The sequence below is a fragment of the Halomonas shantousis genome, assembly GCF_054654615.1.
This window is the reverse complement of the sequence record NZ_BAAIER010000002.1, coordinates 1,408,678-1,432,013: the sequence shown is the minus strand read 5'-3', so window position 1 is coordinate 1,432,013 and position 23,336 is coordinate 1,408,678. Positions and strand designations below refer to the sequence as shown.

Annotated in this window: 17 protein-coding genes, 2 tRNA genes and 3 rRNA genes; 8 read left to right on the top strand and 14 right to left on the bottom strand. The window is 59.1% G+C overall.

Going from position 1 to position 23,336, the window contains the following annotated elements:
• The first annotated feature begins 45 nt into the window (after window positions 1–45).
• The 3 genes from ACYQ12_RS07060 to ACYQ12_RS07050 all read left to right on the top strand — a co-directional run bounded on the left by ACYQ12_RS07060 (window position 46) and on the right by ACYQ12_RS07050 (window position 3,355).
• Window positions 46–1,506 carry an MATE family efflux transporter gene (locus ACYQ12_RS07060; protein ID WP_459869470.1) on the top strand — a complete coding sequence of 487 codons (1,461 nt, stop codon included), beginning with the start codon at window positions 46–48 and terminating at the stop codon, window positions 1,504–1,506.
• On the top strand, window positions 1,478–2,575 hold the full coding sequence (locus ACYQ12_RS07055) for a DUF3080 family protein (RefSeq protein ID WP_459869468.1): 1,098 nt from the start codon (window positions 1,478–1,480) through the stop codon (window positions 2,573–2,575). The genes ACYQ12_RS07060 and ACYQ12_RS07055 overlap by 29 nt, the downstream gene beginning before the upstream one ends.
• Window positions 2,576–2,659: 84 nt before the next feature.
• Complete coding sequence (locus tag ACYQ12_RS07050) at window positions 2,660–3,355, top strand: hypothetical protein (protein WP_459869466.1); 696 nt, start codon at window positions 2,660–2,662, stop codon at window positions 3,353–3,355.
• Between the two features lie 8 nt (window positions 3,356–3,363).
• Here ACYQ12_RS07050 and tusA read toward each other — a convergent pair whose 3' ends face one another.
• The 12 genes from tusA to ACYQ12_RS06990 all read right to left on the bottom strand — a co-directional run bounded on the left by tusA (window position 3,364) and on the right by ACYQ12_RS06990 (window position 16,248).
• The gene (gene tusA / locus ACYQ12_RS07045) at window positions 3,364–3,603 is read right to left on the bottom strand and encodes a sulfurtransferase TusA (RefSeq protein WP_459869464.1); all 240 of its coding nucleotides are present in this window, start codon (window positions 3,601–3,603) and stop codon (window positions 3,364–3,366) included.
• Window positions 3,604–3,662: 59 nt separating this feature from the next.
• Window positions 3,663–4,751: a 23S rRNA (cytidine(2498)-2'-O)-methyltransferase RlmM gene (gene rlmM, locus ACYQ12_RS07040; RefSeq protein WP_459869462.1), complete on the bottom strand. Its 1,089-nt coding sequence runs from the start codon at window positions 4,749–4,751 to the stop codon at window positions 3,663–3,665.
• Window positions 4,752–5,086: 335 nt separating this feature from the next.
• Window positions 5,087–5,202, bottom strand: a 5S ribosomal RNA gene (rrf, locus tag ACYQ12_RS07035).
• 126 nt (window positions 5,203–5,328) lie between these two features.
• Window positions 5,329–8,217, bottom strand: a 23S ribosomal RNA gene (locus tag ACYQ12_RS07030).
• 220 nt (window positions 8,218–8,437) lie between these two features.
• Window positions 8,438–8,513: transfer RNA gene (locus tag ACYQ12_RS07025), tRNA-Ala, on the bottom strand.
• An 82-nt stretch (window positions 8,514–8,595) separates the two neighbouring features.
• Window positions 8,596–8,672, bottom strand: a tRNA-Ile gene (locus tag ACYQ12_RS07020).
• A gap of 71 nt (window positions 8,673–8,743) precedes the next feature.
• A 16S ribosomal RNA gene (locus ACYQ12_RS07015) occupies window positions 8,744–10,283 on the bottom strand.
• The 16S, 23S and 5S rRNA genes sit together here with 2 tRNA genes alongside, the layout of an rRNA operon.
• 636 nt (window positions 10,284–10,919) lie before the next feature.
• Complete coding sequence (gene prpD / locus ACYQ12_RS07010; RefSeq protein WP_459869460.1) at window positions 10,920–12,404, bottom strand: 2-methylcitrate dehydratase; 1,485 nt, start codon at window positions 12,402–12,404, stop codon at window positions 10,920–10,922.
• 79 nt (window positions 12,405–12,483) lie between these two features.
• Window positions 12,484–13,608, bottom strand: coding sequence for a bifunctional 2-methylcitrate synthase/citrate synthase (gene prpC, locus ACYQ12_RS07005; RefSeq protein WP_459869458.1), 1,125 nt, complete (start codon window positions 13,606–13,608; stop codon window positions 12,484–12,486).
• Window positions 13,609–13,652: 44 nt separating this feature from the next.
• Entirely contained in the window at window positions 13,653–14,540 is an 888-nt protein-coding gene (prpB, locus tag ACYQ12_RS07000) for a methylisocitrate lyase (RefSeq protein WP_459869456.1), read from the bottom strand.
• Window positions 14,537–15,265, bottom strand: coding sequence for a GntR family transcriptional regulator (locus ACYQ12_RS06995; protein WP_459869454.1), 729 nt, complete (start codon window positions 15,263–15,265; stop codon window positions 14,537–14,539). Before ACYQ12_RS06995 ends, prpB begins: the two co-directional genes overlap by 4 nt.
• Before the next feature lie 134 nt (window positions 15,266–15,399).
• Entirely contained in the window at window positions 15,400–16,248 is an 849-nt protein-coding gene (locus tag ACYQ12_RS06990; RefSeq protein WP_459869452.1) for an alpha/beta fold hydrolase, read from the bottom strand.
• Between the two features lie 122 nt (window positions 16,249–16,370).
• On the opposite strand from ACYQ12_RS06990, the gene pabB reads away from it, so the two are divergent.
• The 4 genes from pabB to ACYQ12_RS06970 all read left to right on the top strand — a co-directional run bounded on the left by pabB (window position 16,371) and on the right by ACYQ12_RS06970 (window position 20,538).
• Window positions 16,371–17,720: an aminodeoxychorismate synthase component I gene (gene pabB, locus ACYQ12_RS06985; RefSeq protein WP_459869450.1), complete on the top strand. Its 1,350-nt coding sequence runs from the start codon at window positions 16,371–16,373 to the stop codon at window positions 17,718–17,720.
• A 178-nt stretch (window positions 17,721–17,898) separates the two neighbouring features.
• Complete coding sequence (locus ACYQ12_RS06980; protein WP_459869448.1) at window positions 17,899–18,987, top strand: FecCD family ABC transporter permease; 1,089 nt, start codon at window positions 17,899–17,901, stop codon at window positions 18,985–18,987.
• Window positions 18,984–19,781 (top strand): ABC transporter ATP-binding protein, encoded by a 798-nt coding sequence (locus ACYQ12_RS06975; RefSeq protein WP_459869446.1) that lies wholly within the window; start codon window positions 18,984–18,986, stop codon window positions 19,779–19,781. Before ACYQ12_RS06980 ends, ACYQ12_RS06975 begins: the two co-directional genes overlap by 4 nt.
• Before the next feature lie 136 nt (window positions 19,782–19,917).
• Complete coding sequence (locus tag ACYQ12_RS06970) at window positions 19,918–20,538, top strand: phosphoadenosine phosphosulfate reductase domain-containing protein (protein WP_459869444.1); 621 nt, start codon at window positions 19,918–19,920, stop codon at window positions 20,536–20,538.
• Window positions 20,539–20,607: 69 nt separating this feature from the next.
• On the opposite strand, the gene cysB is transcribed toward ACYQ12_RS06970, so the two are convergent.
• A complete protein-coding gene (gene cysB / locus ACYQ12_RS06965; protein WP_459869442.1) occupies window positions 20,608–21,579 on the bottom strand; it encodes an HTH-type transcriptional regulator CysB in 972 nt (323 codons plus the stop codon).
• A gap of 246 nt (window positions 21,580–21,825) precedes the next feature.
• On the opposite strand from cysB, the gene trxA reads away from it, so the two are divergent.
• Window positions 21,826–22,149, top strand: a complete 324-nt coding sequence (trxA, locus tag ACYQ12_RS06960; protein WP_459869440.1) for a thioredoxin — start codon at window positions 21,826–21,828, stop codon at window positions 22,147–22,149.
• A 66-nt stretch (window positions 22,150–22,215) separates the two neighbouring features.
• On the opposite strand, the gene ACYQ12_RS06955 is transcribed toward trxA, so the two are convergent.
• The gene (locus ACYQ12_RS06955; protein ID WP_459869438.1) at window positions 22,216–23,310 is read right to left on the bottom strand and encodes an AI-2E family transporter; all 1,095 of its coding nucleotides are present in this window, start codon (window positions 23,308–23,310) and stop codon (window positions 22,216–22,218) included.
• Between the last annotated feature and the right edge of the window lie 26 nt (window positions 23,311–23,336).

Genomic DNA, 23,336 nt, shown 5'->3' with positions numbered 1-23,336 from the left:
GCTTGCTAGAATGCCCGCTTCTACCCGTCAAGGAGTTGACGCCCGTTGGCCTCGCATTCCTCAACATTGACTCGGAGCCGTCGCGAAACGGCGGCGCTGTTGCGTCTTGCCCTCCCCATCTGCGGCGCCCAGCTGGCACAATCGGGAATGGGAGCGACCGACGTCATCATGGCCGGCCGCGCCAGTGCCACGGATCTGGCGGCCGTATCGGTCGGTTCGAGTCTGTGGCTCCCCTTGATGCTATTCATGACCGGCACGCTGATGGGGCTGACGCCCATAGTGGCACAGCTAGTGGGTGCCCGGCGTCTGGATGACATTCGTCCCCATGTCCATCAGGCGTTCTGGATAGCGCTGGCTCTGGGAGTGATATCCGCAGCGCTTCTATGGACGCTGGTTATGCCGGTATTCCGCTTGATGCACGTGCCGATCCACGTTGCCGAGCTCTCGGCGGGCTATCTCGCTGCGGTCGCCTTCGGCATGCCGGGCGTCGGCCTCTATCAAGCCCTGCGCGCCTTCTCCGATGGCATGAATCATACCCGCCCGGCCTTATGGATAAGCCTGATCGGACTGGGCATCAATATTCCCTGCAACTATGTGCTGATCTATGGCGGCGATGGCCTTTCGCAGCTGTTTGGCGCCTATCTGCCGGATGTTCTCGCCTCGCTACCGGCGCTCGGGGCAGTGGGCTGCGGTATCGCCACGGCGCTCTCGATGTGGGTCATGTGCCTGGCCATGGTGCTCTATACCCTGCGTAGCCGCATCTATTTGCCCGTGTCGCTGTGGCAATCTCCGGTCCCGCCACGGCGTACCATGATCCTCGAGCTGCTGCATGTCGGTGCGCCCATCGGCGTGGCCATCTTCGTCGAGGTCACACTGTTCACTCTGATTGCGCTTTTCGTCGCCGGCCTGGGGGAGATCGTGGTCGCCGCGCATCAGGTGGCCCTCAATTTCACTTCGATCCTGTTCATGCTACCGCTGTCCCTGGGTATGGCTCTCACCGTACGCGTAGGCAACACACTGGGCACGGGCCGGCCGGCGGAAGCACGCTTCGTGGCCTGGAACGGTATCGCCATCTGTCTGGTTGTGGCCCTGTTCAACGATGCCATCCTATGGTTTGCCTCGGCTCCGGCCATAGCCCTCTATACTCATAACGAGGCCGTACAGGACCTGGCTTTGTCGCTGATTCTGCTGGCCATGCTCTACCAGATCTCCGACTCCTTGCAGGTCAACATGGCCGGCGCCCTACGGGGTTACAAGGATACCCGTATCATCATGGTCATTACCCTGCTGTCCTACTGGGTCATCGGGCTGGGAGGCGGTCATCTACTGGGACGTGGCCTTGGGGGCGTTGTGCCTGCGCTTGGCGTGCATGGTTATTGGATCGGGCTCAATGCCGGCCTGACGGTGGCAGCTCTTCTGCTGGGTCTTAGACTGCACCACATCAGCAGGTCGGCCAGCGACGGCGAGGCACGATTCCATGTGGACGATACGCGACAAGGCTACTGACGACCTGTTCGTCATTCTCTTCATCTCACTACTGCTCGGCCCGACACTTGCCGGTTGTGATTCGCGAGGAGAAGCCGACGCCATGCTGGTAGATTACCAGCATCGTCTGGCCAACACGCTTGGCGTCTCCGCGCCCACTCCCCATTTACCTCGCAACCTGGCCGCCTTTCCCTCGCGCGATGCGCGTCTTTTCGACATTCCCGAGATGCGGCAAGGCATGCTCGATGTCTATGCCCTGCGCGAATGCGGCATTGTCTCGCTAGTGGCTGAACGCAACAGTCAACTGGGACGCATGGCGCTGCCCAGCCGACGCTGGGTCTATGAGCAAGCCTTGTGGCGAAAGCTGCGTGCCTGTTGGGCAAACGGTACGGCAAAGCAGTTCGAGCAGGATACTCGGCAACGGCTTCTGGCCCTGCTGTCGACCAAGACGCAACAGTTGCCTCGGCTAAGCTGGAACGTGCTCTTCGATTCCGAGGAGTGGGTACAGAATTTTTCCCGTGCCAGCCGGCCCCTTTCCCCCGGGGAGCCAGTACCTTTTACGCAGGCGCTGCTGGCTATCGACTATCTGCGTCACGCGACTCGGCATCAGTTCGACCCTTACTGGGAACTCGACCCACAAGAGCTCGAAAGCCATCTGTACGTGTTGCAGAGCGAGCCATGGAGTGCACGACTGCTACGCTCTCTACTGCTGGCGACACAGCGCCTCGACGAAGCCAGCAACAGCCTGGAGAGCCGCCTCGCCGAGCGCCCCGTCTGCTATCTTGGACACAGCAATCCTGCAGCCGAGCGACTGTACAATGTTTTCATGCTTTACTTCATCGGCAGGGTTCAACCGTATCTGGCCGATCTTCAACGCCTGTCACGACTCTGGTTGACGGGCGTGGATACACTGCTCGACGCCTATCTCGTGTCGCGTCCTGCTGTCGACCGCTATCGTCATGCCTGGCTCTCCCAAGACAATCCTGCTGCTCCCATGCCACGTTTTCAAAATGCGATAAAACGCCATGTCACGTTATGGCAGGACATCTGGCGCAGCTGCGGAAAACTGCCTTCGGTAAAGACGTCATGATCAAGGGGGTTAACTTTACTCGTCACCCTGTGCTAATAGTGAGGCGAGGCCACGGCCGTCTACTTGCCGATGAGGAGGGTAACCATGGGTATCCCACTGTCCCCCCGCCCCGCCCAGGTCATCGACCTGGACGAGATGAGACACCGGTTGAAAGCGAGGCGTCGCCTGATTCGCTTGGCGCCCGAGCTGGATGGCCTGGAGATGATTTATCATCTTGCTTCCAACCCCGACACACTTTACGGCATGCCGTTGCTTGCCTGGGGATTGCGTGAAGGAGGCGATGTGGTTGGATTGGTACCTTGGATGGAGGAACTAACGCCATGCCATGAGCTGGATGATCCCGAACATGGCCACTTCGTTGGCTATCGCGATCCTGAAACCGAGGAGATCTTCCAGTCGCCACCCGACCACAAGGTATTCGAGCTAGAGCATGCGGCAGCTTACTTCGACTACGAAGAGACCTCCCAGCCAACGCTGATCCAGCAGCTCCCCGATACACTGGGAACACATGCTCTATGCATGGACGAAAGCGACGAGCCCTGGCAACTCAAGCAGGTATTCGGCTGGCGGCTCTATAGCAATGGCGAAATCGAGGCTCTACTGGTCGACGAAAGCAAGATCGAGCATACGCCAGTACTGGCAGGCGATGCTTGCCTGTATTCGGGGCACAGCCGTCACAACGTGGTGTATTTCTTCCAGCGAACGGTAGCCAACCTCATCAAGCAGGAGGACCCGGACACTCTGGAAGCGCTAGCGCTGATGGTCACACCGGGACATTGAAAGCGTACCTACGCCAGGCGGATCCAATAGCGATAGAGTTCGCCTTCCTGGCGCTGAGCGACAAGTTCATGCCCCAGGAAGGTACAGAACTTGGGAATATCCCGAGTCGTCGCCGGATCGGTGGCGACGACCAGAAGTATTTCCCCAGCCGTCATATCGCGAACGCGATTGTGCATCAGCATGATGGGCTCGGGGCAGTACAGCCCGGTAGTATCCAGCTCACTATCGACAGTAGGAATCTCGTTCATTGTTTCCTCGTAGAGGGAAGAAAATGATAATGCGCCGGCCCGCGTAGACGTCAGTCTCCTCACTCGAGCAGACGAACATACACGGTAACCTCCTCACGGTCATGGTAGAGATGGCGACAGCGTATCTCGGCTCTGACATGAGCCGCCTCGAGTGATGCCGTTAGTCTTGCCAGACAACGATCGACCTCCTGCCAGCGCTGTTTCATGGGCAGCTTCAGATTGAAGATCGCGGAGCGACACCAACGACGGACCAACCACCGCTCCATCATGTCGACCACCCGCATCGGCTTATCCACGATATCACAGACGAGCCAATCGAGCCGCGCAGGCGGCTCCCAGACGAAACCATCCTCACGTAGATGCTCTACCTGGCCGCTCGCCATCAGTTCGCTGTTCATCGGACCATTATCAATGGCATAGACATACATGCCTTTGCGTACCAGTTGATAGGTCCAGCCACCGGGAGCCGCTCCCAGATCCGCTGCCTGCATACCGTCATGTAGCCGTTCGGGCCACTCTTCGGAGGGAATGAACATGTGCCAAGCCTCTTCTAGCTTGAGCGTAGAGCGACTGGGGGCACTGCGAGGGAAGCGCAGGCGCAATATCCCATTAAGGTGATCGCTGCGATTCCCCGGAAAGCTTATGCCCAGTTGCACACGGTCACCCTCGCTCCAGAACAGGTGCAGGCGGCGCCCGCCCGCTTTGCGACGCAGTGCACCTCGTTTGCGCAGCATGCTTTCCAAAGGCTTTTTCAATGCTTTCATTAACCCAGTGAGCGCTTTCGCCTCATTGGTATCGGGCGTTTCCTGATATAGCGACTCGAAACTCCAGCCACTGGCAACGATCAGTTCAATGATAGGGGTAAGACGATCCTCTCGAGAAAGCCCCTCTAGAGGCGGCAAAGCCACCAAAGACTGACGCGCAAAGATCAGCGCATCAAAAGATAACGCTCGGTGCAGGACATTGGCGGAAGCATCACCTACCAGAACAAACCGAACATAACCGCTATTGGGAACAGCGACAGGGTAACCGGCCTGCCCCAGCCGGGCAGTTTTTTCGGTGATTTCAGCGCTGAGATCCGCTTCAAAGCCGGGGCGGCAGTAGAACAGAATCTCGTTAGCGGTAATGGCAGTGCGGGACGTGGACATGGGCAGCCAGACCAGAATGAAAGCGCAAGAGTCTAGCGCCCGTACGGGCCAGCCTACAACCTTCCTTGCCACTCTCCATGAGCATCGCTCACAACGAGGAAGTGAACTGCCGATCGAGGCGCTGGAAGCGCTGTGCCGTTAGGCTCGCCCCTTCCGGTCGGCAGGCTGACGGCCGGCCAACGCAAAAACCCCCTGTCCGTGGGGACAGGGGGTTCGAAGAGGTGCCTGACGATGGCTCGGCCGGCGTTCCGGGACTCTCCATGAGGAGACCCCTTGCTTTCCTCCACACCAATAAAATACCCCAGCTTCTTTCGAAGCTGGGGTACGGTATAGGTGCCTGACGATGACCTACTCTCGCATGGGGAGACCCCACACTACCATCGGCGCTGAGCGGTTTCACTGCTGAGTTCGGCATGGGGTCAGGTGGTTCCCGCACGCTATGGTCGTCAGGCGTAACTGGTGCCGTCCCGCGAGGCCTTCCGGCCCGCCGCGCGACGACGCAACATGGATCTGCTGACCGCGATACGTCTTTGGTATCCGGCAATTGTCGAGGTGACCTCAGACCCCTTGGGGTTATATGGTCAAGCCTCACGGGCCATTAGTACACGTTAGCTCAACGCATTGCTGCGCTTCCACACCGTGCCTATCAACCAGCTGGTCTTGCTGGGCCCTTCAGGGGGCGCGAGGCCCCAGGGAAGTCTCATCTTGAAGGGGGCTTCCCGCTTAGATGCTTTCAGCGGTTATCCCGTCCGTACATAGCTACCCGGCAATGCGATTGGCATCACAACCGGAACACCAGAGGTACGTCCACTCCGGTCCTCTCGTACTAGGAGCAGCGCTTCTCAAACTTCCGACGCCCACGGCAGATAGGGACCGAACTGTCTCACGACGTTCTAAACCCAGCTCGCGTACCACTTTAAATGGCGAACAGCCATACCCTTGGGACCGACTTCAGCCCCAGGATGTGATGAGCCGACATCGAGGTGCCAAACACCGCCGTCGATGTGAACTCTTGGGCGGTATCAGCCTGTTATCCCCGGAGTACCTTTTATCCGTTGAGCGATGGCCCTTCCATACAGAACCACCGGATCACTAGAACCTACTTTCGTACCTGCTCGACGTGTCTGTCTCGCAGTCAAGCACCCTTATGCTCTTGCACTCAGTGCACGATTTCCAACCGTGCTGAGGGTACCTTCGTGCTCCTCCGTTACGCTTTGGGAGGAGACCGCCCCAGTCAAACTACCCACCACACACTGTCCTCGACCCGGATGACGGGTCTGAGTTAGAACGCCAATGATGCCAGGCTGGTATTTCAAGGTTGGCTCCACCCGAACTGGCGTCCGAGTTTCCAAGCCTCCCAGCTATCCTACACAAGCAACATCAGCATCCAGTGTGAAGCTATAGTAAAGGTTCACGGGGTCTTTCCGTCTAGCCGCGGGTACACAGCATCTTCACTGCGATTTCAATTTCACTGAGTCTCGGGTGGAGACAGCGTGGCCATCATTACGCCATTCGTGCAGGTCGGAACTTACCCGACAAGGAATTTCGCTACCTTAGGACCGTTATAGTTACGGCCGCCGTTTACCGGGGCTTCGATCAGGAGCTTCGCCCGAGGGCTAACACCATCAATTAACCTTCCGGCACCGGGCAGGCGTCACACCCTATACGTCCGCTTGCGCGTTTGCAGAGTGCTGTGTTTTTAATAAACAGTTGCAGCCACCTGGTATCTTCGACCGGCGTCGGCTCCACCCGCAGGGGCTTCACCTAATGCCGGCGTGCCTTCTCCCGAAGTTACGGCACCATTTTGCCTAGTTCCTTCACCCGAGTTCTCTCAAGCGCCTGGGTATTCTCTACCTGACCACCTGTGTCGGTTTGGGGTACGGTCGCATGTGATCTGAAGCTTAGAGGCTTTTCCTGGAAGCGTGGCATCAATGACTTCCACCCCGTGGGGTGTTCGTCTCGTGTCTCGGCCTTGGGGCTCCGGATTTACCTGAAGTCCCAGCCTACGCACTTTCACCGGGGCAACCAACGCCCGGCTCACCTAGCCTTCTTCGTCCCCCCATCGCAACCACATCCGGTACGGGAATATTGACCCGTTTCCCATCGACTACGCCTTTCGGCCTCGCCTTAGGGGCCGACTCACTCTGCTCCGATTAACGTAGAACAGAAACCCTTGGTCTTCCGGCGGGGGAGTTTTTCACTCCCCTTGTCGTTACTCATGTCAGCATTCGCACTCGTGATACCTCCAGCCTGCTTTTCAACAGACCTTCACCGGCGTACACGACGCTCCTCTACCGCTCATCCAGAGGATGAACCCGTAGCTTCGGCACCTGGTTTGAGCCCCGTTACATCTTCCGCGCAGGCCGACTCGACTAGTGAGCTATTACGCTTTCTTTAAAGGATGGCTGCTTCTAAGCCAACCTCCTAGCTGTCTAAGCCTTCCCACATCGTTTCCCACTTAACCAGGATTTTGGGGCCTTAGCTGACGGTCTGGGTTGTTTCCCTTTTCACGACGGACGTTAGCACCCGCCGTGTGTCTCCCACGCTGTACTCACCGGTATTCGGAGTTTGCCTCGGGTTGGTAACCCGGGATGGGCCCCTAGCCGAAACAGTGCTCTACCCCCGGCGGTAATACGTGAGGCGCTACCTAAATAGCTTTCGAGGAGAACCAGCTATCTCCGAGCTTGATTAGCCTTTCACTCCGATCCACAAGTCATCCGAATCTTTTTCAACAGATCCCGGTTCGGGCCTCCAGTTGATGTTACTCAACCTTCACCCTGCTCATGGATAGATCGCCCGGTTTCGGGTCTATTCCCAGCGACTGGTCGCCCAGTTAAGACTCGGTTTCCCTACGCCTCCCCTATTCGGTTAAGCTCGCCACTGAAAATAAGTCGCTGACCCATTATACAAAAGGTACGCGGTCACCCAACAAGTGGGCTCCCACTGCTTGTACGCATACGGTTTCAGGATCTATTTCACTCCCCTCGCCGGGGTTCTTTTCGCCTTTCCCTCACGGTACTGGTTCACTATCGGTCAGCCAGGAGTATTTAGCCTTGGAGGATGGTCCCCCCGTCTTCAGTCAAGGTTTCACGTGCCCCGACCTACTCGATTTCACGTTGGTTGGATTTCGGCTACGGGACTATCACCCGCTATGGTCAGGTTTCCCACCCTGTTCGCCTATCGGCCCCAACGCTTAAGGGCTGGTCCCCGTTCGCTCGCCGCTACTGGGGGAATCTCGGTTGATTTCTTTTCCTCGGGGTACTTAGATGTTTCAGTTCCCCCGGTTCGCCTCGCTGCACTATGTATTCATGCAGCGATACTCACCTGATGGTGAGTGGGTTTCCCCATTCGGAAATGCCCGGGTCGCAGGTTGTTTGCCACCTCGCCGAGCCTTATCGCAGGCTTCCACGTCCTTCATCGCCTCTGGCTGCCAAGGCATCCACCGTATGCGCTTAATCGCTTGACCATATAACCCGAAGGGGTCTGGTCTGCGATCACTACACGACAATTGCCGGATACGCTTGAGACGTATCTTGCTCTCTTATGCCTAAGAGAGACTTTTGTCAGCATGATCCATATTGTTAAAGAGCGACTGTTCAGAGAACAGTGATAAGCGCTCAGCCAGGCCGGAGGGCCTATACAGCGTTTATCACTGGTCACGAAACGAGGACTGTCGGGAAGGAGGATGGTGGAGCCAAGCGGGATCGAACCGCTGACCTCCTGCGTGCAAGGCAGGCGCTCTCCCAGCTGAGCTATGGCCCCTAATACAAGAAAGAAGAGTGAAGAAGAAAGAACGAAGAAGACCCCTTCTTATCTCTTATCTCTTGTTTCTTCTGACTTGGCATGGTGGGTCTGGGCAGACTCGAACTGCCGACCTCACCCTTATCAGGGGTGCGCTCTAACCAACTGAGCTACAGACCCAAACAGTCTTTTGCTCTGGCCGATCAGGTAATTCATTGTGGACACTTGCCGGGAAGAGGCGAGTCGTCGATTAAGGAGGTGATCCAGCCGCAGGTTCCCCTACGGCTACCTTGTTACGACTTCACCCCAGTCATGAACCACACCGTGGTGATCGCCCTCCCGAAGGTTAGGCTAACCACTTCTGGTGCAGTCCACTCCCATGGTGTGACGGGCGGTGTGTACAAGGCCCGGGAACGTATTCACCGTGACATTCTGATTCACGATTACTAGCGATTCCGACTTCACGGAGTCGAGTTGCAGACTCCGATCCGGACTGAGGCAGGCTTTCTGGGATTCGCTCCACGTCGCCGTCTTGCAACCCTTTGTACCTGCCATTGTAGCACGTGTGTAGCCCTACCCGTAAGGGCCATGATGACTTGACGTCGTCCCCACCTTCCTCCGGTTTGTCACCGGCAGTCTCCCTAGAGTTCCCGGCCGGACCGCTGGCAAATAGGGATAGGGGTTGCGCTCGTTACGGGACTTAACCCAACATTTCACAACACGAGCTGACGACAGCCATGCAGCACCTGTCTCTGCGCTCCCGAAGGCACCCCGGAATCTCTTCCGGGTTCGCAGGATGTCAAGGGTAGGTAAGGTTCTTCGCGTTGCATCGAATTAAACCACATGCTCCACCGCTTGTGCGGGCCCCCGTCAATTCATTTGAGTTTTAACCTTGCGGCCGTACTCCCCAGGCGGTCGACTTATCGCGTTAACTGCGCCACTAAGTCCTCAAGGGACCCAACGGCTGGTCGACATCGTTTACGGCGTGGACTACCAGGGTATCTAATCCTGTTTGCTACCCACGCTTTCGCACCTCAGTGTCAGTGTCAGTCCAGAAGGCCGCCTTCGCCACTGGTATTCCTCCCGATCTCTACGCATTTCACCGCTACACCGGGAATTCTACCTTCCTCTCCTGCACTCTAGCGTGACAGTTCCGGATGCCGTTCCCAGGTTGAGCCCGGGGCTTTCACAACCGGCTTATCATGCCACCTACGCGCGCTTTACGCCCAGTAATTCCGATTAACGCTCGCACCCTCCGTATTACCGCGGCTGCTGGCACGGAGTTAGCCGGTGCTTCTTCTGCGGGTGATGTCGTTCCTGAGGGGTATTGACCCCCAGGCCTTCTTCCCCGCTGAAAGTGCTTTACAACCCGAAGGCCTTCTTCACACACGCGGCATGGCTGGATCAGGCTTGCGCCCATTGTCCAATATTCCCCACTGCTGCCTCCCGTAGGAGTCTGGGCCGTGTCTCAGTCCCAGTGTGGCTGATCATCCTCTCAGACCAGCTACGGATCGTTGCCTTGGTGAGCCGTTACCTCACCAACCAGCTAATCCGACATAGGCTCATCCGATAGCGCAAGGTCCGAAGATCCCCTGCTTTCTCCCGTAGGACGTATGCGGTATTAGCCTGGGTTTCCCCAGGTTATCCCCCACTACCGGGCAGATTCCTATGCATTACTCACCCGTCCGCCGCTCGCCGGCGAGGTGCAAGCACCTCCCGCTGCCGCTCGACTTGCATGTGTTAGGCCTGCCGCCAGCGTTCAATCTGAGCCATGATCAAACTCTTCAGTTTAAAATCATATGGTCCGTTAAGCGGACCAAACTTGGCTCAAGGTCAAAGCTTCTCTTGACGAGTCGCTTGCCTTGAAGGTCTTGGTGACTGTTCACCCCTTCGCCGGCAAGCGCCCACATGAATTACCTGATCGATTGTTAAAGAGCGTCTCGCTAAACGCACCAGACCATCGCCTGGCGCCGCTTCCGGCCCGAGGGCCCCGCCGCGAGAGAGGCGTATTCTACTGAGCCGGCCGGATTTGTCAACCCCGGATGGCCTGGCGATCCGCTGCGGATCGTCGGGCCCGCCCTGGGATGGCGGCCGTCTCGAGTGGGGCGCATTCTACCGTTTCCGGCGGCGTCGTCAAGCGGTTTTCGGCGCACCCTGAACTCACGGCGCCATCGAAAAACCCAACGATACCAATGCCTTGCCTCACTTCCCACCGCCGGCGACGTCTGGGCGTCGGCAGCAGCGGAGGCGTACTTTACGACACCGAAAGGTGGGGCGCAATCCCCTAAGTGGAAAAATTCTAGATCACGGCCGTCAGGTCCGCCAGATCTTTTTGCCTGCGGTGAAAGCGCCCTCCCCTACCGCGCGCAGAAACGGCAGAGGAGAGGCGTTATGGCTTTGTCTGCTGCGATATCATCCGTTGTGACATCAGATCGTGAACAGATCGACGAAACGATTGACCGGGGTCTTTTCAAGCGTCTGCTGATCCTTGCAAAGCGTGAAGATCTCCTCGCAGCGCCGGGTCGGGAAGCGCGTCGCCAAGTTGTTCTGGAACTTGCGCTCCAGCAGGGGAATGCCCTCTTCGCGACGGCGGCGATGGCCGATGGGATACTCGACCGCGACCTGCTCGGTCTTGCTGCCGTCCTTGAAAAACACCTGGATGGCATTGGCAATGGAGCGCTTTTCTGCCTCCAGGTAATCGCGGGTATAGGTCGGCTCTTCGCGAATTTCCATCTTGTCGCGCAGCGCGTCGATGATCGGCTTGGACTTGTGGAAACTGTCTTCGTAGTGCTCGGCGATCAGATCACCGAAGGCCAGCGGCACGGCAATCATGTATTGCAGACAGTGATCACGATCGGCAGGGTTGGCTAGTTCCCCGACCTTGGAGATGATGCGGATCGCCGACTCATGCGTGGTCACTTCGATCCGCTCTATTTCGTCGAGCCGGTCCTTGACCTGGGCATGCAGAATCACCGCGGCCTCGGCCGCCGTCTGCGCATGGAATTCGGCCGGGAAGGAGATCTTGAACAGCACGTTCTCCATCACGTAGGTCCCGTAGTCCTGGCTGACACGGAATTTGCGCTCTTCCTCCGGCTTGATCCGCTGATCCTTGTTGGTCTTGGAAAACAGCACATCGTAGAAGCCCCACTGTGGCGCTGACAGCACGCCGGGAATGCCCATTTCGCCGCGCATGGCGATATCGGCAAGGCGCACGGCGCGCGACGTTGCATCCCCGGCTGCCCAGCTCTTGCGTGAACCGGCGTTGGGGGCATGACGGTAGGTACGTAGGCTCTGGCCGTCGACGAAGGCATGAGAGAGGGCAGCAAGAAGCTGCTCGCGATCGGCTCCCATCAGCTTGGCGGTAACTGCCGTGGAAGCCACCTTGACCAGGACGACGTGATCGAGACCGACACGGTTGAAGGAGTTCTCCAGCGCCAGTACCCCCTGGATCTCGTGCGCCATGATCATGGCTTCGAGTACGGTGCGCATGGTCAAGGGTTCGCCACCCTCGGCGACGCGCTTTTGGGACAGATGGTCCGCTACGGCAAGAATGCCGCCCAAGTTATCGGAAGGATGGCCCCATTCCGCCGCCAGCCACGTGTCATTGTAATCCAGCCAACGGATGATACAGCCGATGTCCCAGGCCGCCTTGACGGGGTCGAGGCGAAACGAAGTACCGGGTACGCGGGCCCCATGCGGTACGACGGTACCTTCGACGAGAGGGCCGAGATGCTTGGTACACTCCGGGAAGCGCAACGCCAGCAGGCCGCACCCCAGCGTATCCATCAGGCAGTTGCGGGCTGTATCCAGCGCCTCGGGGCTTTCGATCCTGTAGTTGAGAACGTAATCGGCGATTTTCTGCAGCTCGGCATCGTAATCCGGGCGGTTGTTGAGATCGACATTGGCGCTCATCAAATCTTCCCTAACTTGGGCGCGACCTCCCGGCCGCGCGATCTAGTGAATTTCAGTCCCGCGTCGTCTTCAGGGGCGCTCAGGGGCGCTGTTCGATCGGCACCCACGCCTGCCGCTCCGGACCGACGTAATCCGCACTGGGGCGAATGATGCGGTTGTTCTCGCGCTGTTCGAATACATGCGCACACCAGCCAGTCAAGCGCGAGCAGACGAAGATCGGCGTGAACAGCTTGGTAGGGATGCCCATGAAGTGATAAGCGCTGGCATGAAAGAAGTCGGCATTGCAGAACAGCTTCTTCTCACGCCACATGACCTCTTCCACTCGCTCGGAAACCGGATAGAGCCGGGTGTCGCCGACATCCTCGGCAAGCTTCTGGGACCACTGCTTGATGATCGCGTTGCGTGGATCGGACTCGCGGTAGATGGCGTGTCCGAAGCCCATGATCTTCTCCTTGCGCTCGAGCATGCCGAGAAGCTCGCGCTCGGCCTCATCCGGCGACTGCCAGCCTTCGATCATGTCCATGGCGGCCTCGTTGGCGCCGCCATGTAGCGGACCGCGCAGCGAACCGATGGCTCCGGTGACGCAGGAGTGAAGATCGGACAGCGTCGAGGCGCAGACACGCGCGGTAAAGGTCGACGCGTTGAACTCATGCTCGGCGTAGAGGATCAGGGAGACGTTCATGACCCGGGCATGCAGTTCGGATGCCGGTTTGCCATGCAACAGGTGCAGGAAATGACCGCCGATGGATTCGTCGTCCGTCTCGGTCTCGATGCGCACACCTTCATGGCTGTAGCGGTACCAGTAATTGAGGATCGAGGGAAAGACCGCCAGCATGCGGTCGGCTCGGTCCTGCTGCTCGACGAAACTCTCCTCGGTCTCCAGGTTGCCCAGCATGGAGGCACCGGTGCGCATGACATCCATCGGATGGGCACTGGCCGGAATCTGCTCGAGTACTGCCTTGAGCGCCTCGGGGAGCCCCCTGAGCGACTTGAGCTTGGCAATGTAGCCATCGAGTTCGGATCGGTTGGGCAGCTTGCCCTTCAACAACAAGTAGGCGACTTCCTCGAAGCGGGCATGCTCGGCCAACTCGGCAATATCGTAACCGCGATAGGTCAACCCCGATCCGCTCTTGCCCACGGTACAAAGCGCCGTGCTGCCCGCACTCTGCCCTCTCAGGCCGGTGCTTTTGGGTGTGTCTGCCATGACGTGCCTCCTTGATCGACTGTCGTTAGACCGGTGCGAGGGCTTCAGCCCTGCGGCTTATCGGCGAAGAGTGTATCGAGCTTCTGCTCGAAGGCGTGGTAGTCGAGGAAGTCATATAACTCGTCGCGCGTTTGCATCATATCGACCACGTCCTTCTGATCACCCTTGTCGAGAATATTGCGATAGACCTCGAGCGCCGCGGCGTTCATGGCACGGAAGGCCGAAAGCGGATAAAGCACCATGCGGCACCCCACCTCCGCCAGTTCACGCTGGTTGAATAGCGGCGTAGCGCCAAACTCGGTGATGTTGGCGAGAATAGGCGCATCTATGCCGTCACAGAACGCCCGATAATCATCCAGGGTATGCACGGCTTCAGCGAAGATGGCATCGGCTCCGGCTTCGATACAGGCATTGGCGCGTTCCACTGCCGCGGCCAGTCCCTCCTTCTGGAAGGCATCGGTACGGGCAATGAGATAGAAGTCAGGATCGAGCCGCGCATCCGCCGCAGCCTTGATGCGGTCGACCATTTCCGCCTGGGTAACGATCGCCTTGTTGGGGCGATGGCCACAGCGCTTCTGGGCCACCTGGTCCTCGATATGCACCGCCGCCACACCCGCTCGCCCCATTTCCTTTATGGTCCGTGCAATATTGAAGGCACCGCCCCAGCCGGTATCGATATCGACCAACAACGGCAATTCGGTCGCGCCGGTAATGCGCCGCGCATCCTCGACCACGTCATTCATCGAGGTCATGCCCAGATCCGGCAGTCCAAAGGAAGCATTGGCCACGCCACCACCGGAAAGGTAGACCGCATGGTGCCCGACCTTTTCGGCCATCAGGGCGCTGTAAGCGTTGATGGTACCCACGATCGGCAGTGGACGGTGCGCTTCTAGAGCCGCGCGGAATCGCGCCCCGGGTGTCGGATAGGTCATGGTTGTTTCCTTTCTTGGCAGGAGGCCTCGGCCTCTTCCTGTAAAGCGGCAGCGTAGCGTTCCGCCACGTTCGCGCGCGAGGCGCTGACATGGCGACGCATGAGCAGTTCTGCCAGTTCCTCGTCACCGGCCTCGATAGCGTCAACAATGCGATGATGTTCGACAAAAGCGCGCTGAGGGCGCGTGCCACTGGCACTGAACTGGGTGCGATAAAGGCGTACCAGGTAATAGAGATCGTCGCAGAGAATCGTCATCAGCATGCGATTATGGCTGCCCTGGACGATGCGATAATGAAAGTCCAGATCCCCTTCGCGCTGATAGTAGGCTTCTCCCCGCTGCAGATCGGCCTGGCGCTCGTGCATGGCCAACACCTCACGCAGCCCGGCGATCTCCTCGGCGGTCATGTGTTTGGCTGCAAGGCGCGCCGCCATGCTCTCCATGGCCTCCCGCACGTCGAACAGCTCGAGCAGCTCACGCATCGACAGCTTGACGACCCGGGCCCCCACATGAGGGACACGTTCGATCAGGCGATGGGCCTCCAAACGTCGCATTGCCTCACGCAGCGGTCCACGCGAAATACCATAGGCCTTGGAGAGACCGGGCTCGGTAATCTTGGTGCCGGGCGCCATTTCGCCCCGCACGATGGCGCTCTGCAACTGATTGAAAACGCGCTCGGCCAGCGTGCGGACCTCAGGCAGCGTCTCTTTCTGAAGAAGTGAATTCATGGTGATTGTTGACAATAATGGAATGCAAGCACTCTAGCCAGCCACTAGGGGCCGGTCAACACGTCATTTGCAGTTAGTTTCTACATCTTTCGGCGCACATGGCCGAATACTGCACATACGCTGTCGACAATCCTTCACCACTCCGACTGCAAGGTGGCAGCAATACGCCGAGGTTTCTGAAACGGCAGGGAGTGGTCGGTGCCCGGCAATTCATGATAACGCCAGTCATCTCTGGATTGCGCAATGGCGGCATGATACGCCTTCATGGCAGACAGACTCCGTTCTCCTACGATACTGATGACGTCACGCTGCGCCGCCAGCAGAGCCTCCCTGTCGAGATGGCGTACCGCGTCGGTCACGCAATCCAGGGCATTGGCAAACCCCAGAGGCCGGTGTGCCAGCCGTTTTATCATCAGATGCTCGACGCGCGGGTTCTTCGAACGATGCGGAGCAATGAGATCAAGAAAGGCAACGATGCCTTTTTTCGCGCTATCGGCCCATCGTATGCGTTCTGCAGCTTCGGCATACCCTTCGCGGACCTGGATCATGACCTCGCGGTCCCCGCGCTCCAGCAGGGCCGGCTCGAGCAGGCCAGTCTTTCCGATACGCTTTTCGAGACGCTGCTTGAGGCGCATCGCCACCAGACCGCCAAAGGAGTAGCCGATCACATCGCAACATTCGACACCCTGAACATCCAGCAGCGCCTCCACATCCGTCACCACCTCATCGAGGGTGAATGCCCGCTCCTGACCATCAGGCGCACGGGTCTCGCCCATCCCCCGCAGATCCGGTATCAGCAGCGTGCGCCAAGCCTGCAGATGCTCGACCATCGGCAGCCACGTCAATCCACCAGCGACCCCGGCCCCGTGCAACAGCAGCAAAGTCCCGTCACCCTGGGTTCCGGGCAGTTCCAGTCGGCGCCAGTGACAAAGTTGGTCGGGGCGCTCGAGGAGACCCTGCTGGACCGTCCTGTCCTTACGCATGAATCGCTCCTCTCCGCCAAGACTAAAATAGTGTATTGGCACCATTATCGTGTCCCGCACCCCAGCGGACAAACCGCGTGCCTTTGCCTAGAATGGAGCGCCGAGACCCGGAAGCACTTTGCATGACACAACGACTCGAACTGGTGCCCCTGCCTTACCATGCCACGCCTCTGGCACGTTTCGCGGCACTGAGGCAACGTCCCGGCGCCGTGCTGCTCGATAGTGGCCGCCCTCAGGCGCCCGGGGGACGCTTCGACATTATGTCCAGCGATCCGCTGGCCATGCTCGAGGTCGATCAGCAGGGCCGGGCATATTGTGACCAGTTTCCCACCCTGCCTGTCTCACCCTTCTCTGCCCAACAGGCTCTGCTCGATCGGCTGCAACTCGAGCCACCCGATACGCACCTGCCCTTCACCGGCGGCCTCATCGGTTACTGGAGCTATGATCTGGGCCGTTGTCTCGAAACGATCGGTGGCCATGCCCGAAATGCAACTCAGCTGCCCTGGAGTCGCGTCGGGCTGTATGACTGGGCCCTGATTCAGGACCACGAGCGTTGCGAAGCCTGTTTGGTTGCCACAGAAGAGCGCCTCATGCAGGTGAAACGATGGCTTGCGGCAGCATTACCCTCTTCCCCGGGATTTCGCACGCTCACGCCGTTTCGGAGCGAGCTGAGCCGAATACAGTATGGCAAGCGTTTCCGTCGGGTTCAGGCGTATATCCAGGCAGGCGACTGCTATCAGGTCAATCTCACGCAACGCTTCTTTGCCGCTTACGAGGGCGACGAATGGCAAGCGTATCAGCGCCTTCGGCAGGTCACGCCGACGCCCTTCGCTGGCTACATGGCCTGGAACGGCCAGGCCATCCTGTCGCTTTCCCCCGAGCGTTTCATCGCAGTGCGCGATGGGCATGCCGAGACGCGCCCGATCAAGGGTACGCGTCCACGCGGCCATGACCCGGAAACGGATCGAGAGAATGCCGAAGCTCTGCGCGCGAGCCTCAAGGATCGTGCCGAAAATGTCATGATCGTCGATCTGCTGCGTAACGACCTGGGCCGGGTCTGTCGCCCCGGCAGCATTCGTGTGCCACAGCTCTGCCATCTGGAGAGCTATGCCAACGTGCATCATCTCGTCAGCGTGATTACCGGGGAGCTGGACGAGAGACATCGCGTGCTCGATGTGCTGGCGGCCGCCTTTCCCGGCGGCTCGATCACCGGGGCGCCCAAGGTGCGGGCCATGCAGATCATCGATGAACTCGAGCCCAGCCGGCGCAGCGTCTACTGCGGCAGCCTGGGGTACGTTGATGTTCGGGGCAGCATGGATACCTCGATCGCCATTCGTACCGTTGTCGCCGATAGCGGCATGCTGCATGTCTGGGGAGGCGGAGGCGTGGTAGCGGATTCCAGCGAGGAAGCGGAATATCAGGAGACGTTCGACAAGGTTCGCCGCCTCATGGAAGCCTTGACCGCTGACTAGTCTCGGCCGGCTACTGCAACAAACCGTATTCCGTTACGCATGACGCAACGACCCAGTGCCCGGCCTGCTCGGCCCGAGCTAGGAAACCTGCTTGTCACCGCGTAACCTTGCAAACGGTTATTGTAAAAGCGTGCTTTTTCTCACAGCACTCCATGAATTCCGACAACAGCGGGGCATGATGGCTAGCGGACCTTCACGCGCGGCTTCCGAGCCGCAGCCAGCGCCCGACGACAGCATCACACGCTACATGGCGCGCCGCCGCCGCCATATCGCGATCATTGCGCTCATGGCAATTCTGACGCTGGTTTCATTCGTCATCGATGTCGCTACCGGCCCCGGCCAATACCCTCTCGGTGCCGTGCTGAGCACCCTGCTCAATCCCGCCGAGGCGCCACGCGTTATTGGCATGGTCGTGTGGGAGATTCGCCTGCCCGTGGCCTGCATGGCGCTGACGGTCGGCATCAGCCTGGCTCTGGCCGGGGCCGAGATGCAGACCATCCTCAACAACCCGCTGGCGGATCCCTTCATTCTGGGTATCTCCTCGGCGGCGAGTTTCGGCGCGGCCTTGGCCCTCATTCTCGGCTTCGGCGTCATCCCCGTAGCCGGTACTCTGCTGGTGACCGGTAATGCCTTCGTATTGTCGATGCTCGCCTCGCTGACGATCTGGGGCATCAGTCGATTGCGTGGCGTCAGCGTCCAGACCATGGTGCTGATGGGGATTGCCATCATGTTCTTCTTCAACGCTCTGCTCGGCGTGTTGCAGTACGTGGCCTCCGCCGAGGCACTGCAGCAGCTGGTGTTCTGGTCATTGGGCAGTCTGGCCAAGGCTAGCTGGGGCAAGGTGGGGCTGGCAGCCCTGATACTGATCGTGACCCTCCCCGTCTTCCTGCGCGCGGGATGGCGTCTGACAGCGCTACGCCTGGGCGACGTGCATGCCAAGGCGATGGGCATCAACGTCGGCCGCCTGCGTCTGACCGTCTTGCTGTGCTGCTCGTTGCTCGCCGCCACGGCGGTGGCATTCGTCGGCACCATCGGCTTCGTCGGACTGGTGGGTCCGCATATCGCACGTCTGTTGGTAGGCGAGGATCAGCGGGTATTCGTGCCCATGGCGGCATTGACGGGCGCATTGATCATGTCGGTGGCCTCGATCCTGTCGAAAATCCTGATTCCGGGCATCCTGTTTCCCATCGGGATCATCACGGCACTGATCGGCCTGCCCTTTTTCGTGTCGTTGATTCTGCGCAGTCGCCGGGAGTTGTGGGAATGACACTGGCTATCGACCATCTCGACTGCAGCCTGGGGGGTACCCAGATTCTGCATGGCGTAGGAAAACTGCAAGCGAACTCGGGTCAAGTGACGGCACTGATCGGACCCAACGGTGCCGGCAAGTCGACCCTGCTCAAGGCGATTGCCGGTATCGAATCTTCCCGGGGCAGTCTGAGTCTCGACGGCGTGTCTCTGGCCGGGCAATCGCTGGAGAGCCGCGCTCGCCAACTCTATTACTTGCCGCAGGACACCAGCTCACGAGCGGCTCTGACGGTCTTCGAAGCAGTGCTGCTGGCACGCCGCACCCGGATGGCGGAACGGGGAAAAGCGGCCCTGTACCGGGTTCGCGACGTCCTGCGTGCGCTGGAGCTCGAAACCATGGCCGAACGCGAGTTGGCCACGCTCTCCGGCGGCCAGCGCCAGCGCGTCGCCATCGCCCAGGCCGTCGTCCGCGAGCCGCGTCTACTGATGCTCGACGAGCCCACCAGCGCCCTGGATCTGTACCATCAGCTTCAGGTGCTCGACTGGCTGTCACGTCTGGCGCGTGAGCGTGACATCATCATCGTCATGGCCATCCACGACCTGAATCTCGCGGCCCGCTTCGCTGAGCATATCTGGGTACTCAAGGACGGCCGCACGGCGGCGAGCGGCACGCCGGGCGAAGTGCTTACCGCCGCACGGCTGCGCGAGGTCTACGCCATCGAGGCCCATGTCGAGTGGCTCGCTGGCGAGCTGCCCCGCGTCACGCCGCTGGCAGCCACACGCCGCCTGGGTGGTGAGAAACTGAGGTTCTAAGACGCCTGACATTTCCTGTGTTTCCGGTATATAAGGACCGAACCAAAGAATATTGGGGATCTGTAGTGACGTTTTGCTAGGGTTAGGCGATCGAAAACCGCTCGGCGGCTTTTGCCTACTCTTTCAGGAGCCCGACATGACACTCGATATCGACGCCATCAACCGCGAACACGGCCATGATCCCCAGGCTCTCACCCGATGGGCGCTCGACCTTGGCAAGCATGCGATATGCACCACCAACTTTCGCCCCTTCGAGGCGGTCATCCTGCACATGGTCACCCAGGTACGCCCCGACATTCCCGTCGTGTGGATGGATTCCGGCTATGCGACCGAAGCGACCTACCGTTTTGCCGACGACGTTACCCAGCGCCTGAACCTTAACCTGACCATCTACCATCCGCGCCGCTCGCGGGCTCATCGTGAAGCGGTCGACGGCGCGACCCCGTCGATCGACGATCCTCGCCACGAAGCCTTCACTCAGGAGGTGAAACTGGAGCCCTTCGAGCGTGCCTTGAAGGAGATGGCACCGGAAGTCTGGTTCACCGCCGTACGTGCCGAAGACACCGCCCAGCGCGCCCAGATGCAACCGGTTTCGATCAACGCCAATGGCCTGATCAAGGTGGCACCCGTCCTGCACTGGACGGCAAAGGACATGTACGGCTATCTGCAACAGCATGACCTGCCCAACAACTTCGACTACTTCGACCCCACCAAGGTCGAGGAAAAGCGTGAATGCGGACTGCACCTGCAGTACTGAAATCGCACATCCCGCTTAGGCATCCCGCCTTGCCGGCGGGATGCCGAGACCTGCTCGTCGAAGCCTACCTCAACGTACCGGCAGTTCCACGCCCTCGAACAGCACCTGCTCGTGACGCGGCCCTGCCGCCAGAGCGGCTTCTACCGTATCGCGATCCAAGTGGGGTGCAAAGCGCTGCACGAAATCGAACATGTAGCCGCGCATGAAGGTACCGCGCCGAATACCGATCTTGGTGGTCGAACTGGCAAAGAGATGGCTGGCATCGAGTACCGCCAGGTCATCGTCGGTTTGCGGATCGATCGCCATGTGCGCCACGATCCCGACCCCCAAGCCCAGCCGCACATAGGTCTTGATCACATCGGCATCGGCCGCAGTAAGCACGACGTTGGGCGTCAGTTCTCCAGCTCTGAAGGCATCGTCGAGCTGCGAGCGTCCGGTAAAGCCGAACAGATAGGTGACGAGGGGATACTCGGCAAGGCGTTCGAGGGTCAGCTCGCCGAGCTGGGCCAAGGGATGGTCCTTAGGCACCAGCACGCAACGGTTCCAGCGATAGCAGGGCAGCAGGATCAGGTCGTTGAACAGCTCCAGAGACTCGGTACAGATGGCGAAATCCGCCTGCCCCTCGCTGACCATCTGGGCAATCTGCTTGGGCGTTCCCTGTTGCATGTGTAGCGCCACATCGGGATATTTCTGGCGGAACTCGCGAATCACCGGTGGCAGCGCATAACGGGCTTGGGTGTGGGTGGTGGCAATCGACAGGCTGCCGCGTCGCTCGTCGCTGTGCTCCTGGGCGACATGCTTGATATTGTCCACCGTGCTGAGCACCTTGCCGGCCAGCTCGATGATAGCCTCTCCGGCCGGCGTCACGCGGGTCAGATGCTTACCGCTGCGGGCGAATATCTCGACACCCAGTTCATCCTCAAGCAGACGAATCTGCTTGGAAATGCCCGGTTGCGAGGTGAACAGGCTTTGCGCCGTCGCGGAGACATTGAGGTTGTGACGGGTCACTTCCCAGATATAACGCAACTGCTGGAGCTTCATGTAAGCGTTGCCTCCTGACACCATCCAACCCAAAATGCATAAGATTGCAAATTGAAATTTCTTTAAGATATAAGATATTAGAGTAAAATCTTAATCACTGGCAAGCATCCAGGCCCAGCGAGAAAACGTTACTACGATAAACGTTCGCTATCGCCGTTATCGTCATCGGGGATTTGCCACACTTTCCCTCACCGGCTAACATCGCTGAACTACGCTCGATAAAGCGCAATGAAATGGGAGATTTCCATGGCTAACAATGTCGATGTCACCACTGCCAACTTCGAGCAGGAAGTTATCAAGGCGGACAAGCCGGTACTGTTGAAATTCTGGGCTCCTTGGTGCGGCCCCTGCAAGATGATGGCACCGGTGGTCGATGAAGTCGCCGACGAGAAAGCCGACAACCTCAAGGTCGTCAGCGTCAATGTCGACGATGCCCCTGAAATCGCTGCCGAACATGGCGTACGCGGCGTTCCGACCGTCATGCTGTTCAAGTCAGGCGCCAAGGTCGCCTCCCTGGTGGGCGCACAGTCCAAGAGCCAGCTCTCTCAGTTCATCGATCAGAACGCCTGATACCCCGCCCCATCTGCACATCGCCCAGTCACTGGGCGATGTGTTCCCGCCCTCCTCTCATGTCTCTCATGTGGCCTCGCCACCTCGGCCTTGTATCCGCAGCGTGCGCTTGCGCCTCTGCTCGTTGGGCCCCAGCAACCTTGCCAGCCAGCGCGTTTCGGGATGACTTTCCAATGCGATCTTGAGCGTCATGGTCAACGGTACCGAAAGCAGCATACCTACCGGACCGAGAATCCATCCCCACACCACCAGGGACAGGAAGGCGACCAGCGTCGACAGCCCCAAGGTTCGCCCCATTACCCGTGGTTCGATGATGTTGCCCATCAGGAAATTGATTCCCAGATAGGCGCCGGAGAGCAACATGGCCTTGAACAATCCTCCTTCGGGCATGGCCAATGTCAGCAGTACGGCGGGAATCGCCGCCAGCGCCGAGCCGATGTTGGGAATGTAGTTCAGGCAGAAGGCCAGTGTGGCCCAGAGCAGCGGGAAATCGACGCCGATCAGCCAACAGGAGATCCACACCAGGACGCCGGTGACCAGGCTGATGACGGTCTTCACGGCTAGATAGCGCTTGAGGTTACGACTGAACTCGGTGAAACGCTCCAGACTGGGCGCAGGATTGTTCAGGGCGCGGGCAACCTTGTTACGAAAATCCAGCGTCTCGAACAGCATGAAGATCACCAGCAGCATGATCACGATGCTCTGCGAGAGCAGGCTACCGATTCCGCCGAGAAAGAGCGGCACCCATCCTGTCGCTTGGGCCGGATCCAGCAGCTCGGAAAACTGCTGGGGATGAATGGAAAAGCCCAGCCCCGCCAGCCATTGCAGCAGGCTCAGGTAATGCCCATGCAGCTGTTCCTCCAAGGCGGGGAGCGCCTCGACGAAAGTGGCGAAACTATTGGCAAGCAGAACGCCCAGCAACGTGAACAGGCCGCCCAGTATGAACAGCGTTGTCAGAACCGAGGTTCGTGTTCCCAGGCCATGTTCATGCAACCAGTGCACCGGTGCCGTACAGATCACGGCAATGAACAGCGAAAGGATGATCGGCACCAGCAGGTCCGCCCCCAGACGCATACCGCCGATGATGACCACGATCGATGCCAGCGCCAACGTCAGATTCAGAGGAACGTTCGGCGGGATCGGCTCTTGTCCCTGAGGCATGAGGTCTTCTTCCTTGAAGTATCGGA